The sequence below is a fragment of the Kitasatospora sp. NPDC127111 genome (genome assembly GCF_042677465.1).
Classification (GTDB): Bacteria; Actinomycetota; Actinomycetes; order Streptomycetales; family Streptomycetaceae; genus Kitasatospora.
The window spans coordinates 1-2,774 of the sequence record NZ_JBHXTG010000166.1 but is presented as its reverse complement, the minus strand read 5'-3'; the positions used below and the strand labels follow the sequence as shown (position 1 = coordinate 2,774).

The 2,774-nt window shown below is 73.2% G+C and carries 1 protein-coding gene and 1 pseudogene; both read left to right on the top strand.

All coding sequences use genetic code 11. From position 1 onward, the window contains the following. Positions 1–93: pseudogene (locus ACFVHB_RS40060) on the top strand (ABC transporter ATP-binding protein); the annotation flags it as partial. 56 nt (positions 94–149) lie between these two features. After that, on the top strand, positions 150–2,711 hold the full coding sequence (locus tag ACFVHB_RS40055) for an ABC transporter permease (protein WP_380332909.1): 2,562 nt from the start codon (positions 150–152) through the stop codon (positions 2,709–2,711). The last annotated feature ends 63 nt before the right edge of the window (positions 2,712–2,774 follow it).

Genomic DNA, 2,774 nt, shown 5'->3' with positions numbered 1-2,774 from the left:
GACGGCCGCATCGTCGACGAGCTCCTCCACCCCACCGCCGACACCGTCCTGGACCGCATGCGCCGCTTCGACGCCAAGGGCCGCACCAGCTGACCGCGCCCGCTCGAACCGGCCGACACCACCCGACCTCCCAGGACTGACACCCCCTCATGTACCGCACCGCACTGCGCAACGTGCTGGCCCACAAGGGCCGACTGCTCATGACGGCCCTCGCCGTCATGCTCGGCACCGCCTTCGTGGCGGGCACCCTCGTCTTCACGGACACCCTCGGCAACGCGCTGCGCTCCCAGAGCGCCAAGAGCTACACCGACATCGCCGTCACGGTCAGCGACCGCGGCGCCGTCGGCAAGGGCTACGACCACGGCGGCAGGACCGCCGGCGGGCCGGCCCTCACCGAGGACACCCGCAAGGCGCTCGCCGCCCTGCCGGGTGCCGCCGAGGCTCGCGGCGTGGTCAGCGGCTTCGCCGGCATCGCCGACCGCAAGGGCGCACTGATCGGCAACGGGTTCTCCACCACCGGCACCAACTACGTCCCCGGCGCGGACGGCACCGACCCGCGGTACCCGCTGGTCGAGGGCCAGGGCCCGAAGAACGCCAAGGAGATCGCGCTCGACCGGAAGACCGCCGAGAAGGGCGGCTACCGGGTCGGCGACACCGTCCGGGTCGCCGTCAACGGCCCGGTGATGGAGCTGAAGCTCACCGGCACCCTGCGCACCAACGACCCGCGCGTCGTCTCCGGCGGCTCGCTCGCCGCCTTCGACACCGCGACCGCCCAGCAGCTCTACCTCTCCCCCGGCCGCTTCGCCGAGATCGACGTCAAGGGCAAGCCCGGCGCCGACGACACCGCGCTGCTCACCGCCGTCAAGCAGGCCGTCCCGCAGGGCGAGGCGATCGAGGCGCGGACCGGCCGCGACCTCGCCGCCGAGCAGGACCGGATGATCGAGGCGGGCACCAAGGGCATGAGCAGCGCCCTGCTGGTCTTCGCCGGCATCGCGCTCTTCGTCGGCGTCTTCATCATCGCCAACACCTTCACCATGCTGGTCGCCCAGCGCACCCGGGAACTCGCGCTGCTGCGCGCCGTCGGCGCCAGCCGCAAGCAGATCACCCGCTCCGTGCTGCTGGAGGCCCTGGCGGTCGGCCTGAGCGCCTCGGTGGCCGGCCTCGTCGCGGGTGTCGGCATCGCCGCCGGCCTGCGCGCGCTGCTGAACGGCCCGCTGGAGGCCAACCTGCCGGACGGCCCGCTGGTGATCGGCCCGTCCACGGTGCTCACCGCCATCGGCGTCGGCGTCGCGGTGACCGTGCTGGCCGCCTGGCTGCCGGCCCGCCGGGCCTCCCGGATCGCCCCCGTCGCGGCGATGAGCTCGGTCGAGCAGCCGGCCACCCAGAAGAGCCTGCGGGTGCGCAACGCGATCGGCCTGCTGTTCGCCGCGGCCGGCGTCGGCGGCCTGCTGGCCGGATCGGCCGACAAGGAGGTCAAGCTGGTCGGCCTCGGCGCCGGCGCGCTGCTGATCGGCGTGTTCGTGCTGACCCCGCTGCTCTCCCGGCCGCTGATCGCCCTGTTCGCCCCGCTGCTGCGCAAGCTGTACGGGACGCCGGGCAAGCTGGCCCGGGAGAACGCCGTCCGCAACCCGCGCCGCACCGCCGCCACCGCCTCGGCGCTCACCATCGGCGTCACCCTGATCACCGCGCTGACCGTGGTCGGCGCCTCGGTGAACAAGGCCGTGGACGAGGCCACCGCGAGCGACCTGAAGGCCGACTACACCGTCGCCATGCAGAACTTCTCGATGCTCTCCCCCGAGGTCGCCACCCAGATCGCCCGCGCCCCCGGCGTCACCGCGATGAGCGTGGTGCGCCACGTCCCGGTGGAGACCGGCGCCGACGGCGACACCGAGTGGCTGACCGGCGTGGACGCGAACACCATCGACCGGCTGGCCACCCTCAAGGTGAAGGAGGGCGCGGCCGACGCGCTCCAGCAGGGCAAGCTGCTGATCACCGCCGGCCGCGCCCAGAGCATCGGCCTCAAGGTCGGCTCCACCCTGGCCGTCACCTACCCGGACGGAACCCAGGGTTCACTGGTGGTCGGCGGCCTGCTGGAGGCCGACTCCGGGCTGACCGGGCTGGTCGCCCCGGACGCCGTAGTCGGCCCGCACGCCTCGGCCGGCACCGGCCTGGACAAGGTGCTGGTCAAGGGCGCCAACGGCGCGGACGCCAAGCTGAAGCAGGCGCTGCGCGATGCCACCGGCGGCAACCCGCTGATCGCGGTCAAGGGCGAGAAGGACGTCAAGGCGGAGAACCGCCAGATGGTCACCGCCGTCCTCACCATCATGTACGGGCTGCTCGGCATGTCCGTGGTGATCGCGGTGCTCGGCGTCGTCAACACCATGGCGATGTCGGTGTTCGAGCGCCGGCGCGAGATCGGCATGCTGCGGGCGATCGGCCTGGACCGCCGCGGCATCGGCCGGATGGTCCGGCTGGAGTCGCTGGTGATCGCCCTGTTCGGCGGTGTGGTCGGCGTCCTGCTGGGCATCGTCACGGCCTGGGCGGGCATCCGCACGCTCACGGACAGCTTCCGGAACATCACCACGGTGATCCCGCCGGTCCAGGTGCTGGTCTTCCTGCTCGCTGCCGCCCTGATCGGCCTGCTCGCCGCCCTCTGGCCGGCCCGCCGGGCCGCCCGGACGGACATCCTGAGCGCCATCAAGAGCGAGTAGCCCCGCACCGGGAGCCGCGAGCGGGGCCGCACCCCGCATCAGCACCCGGAGCCCCGGGTGGTC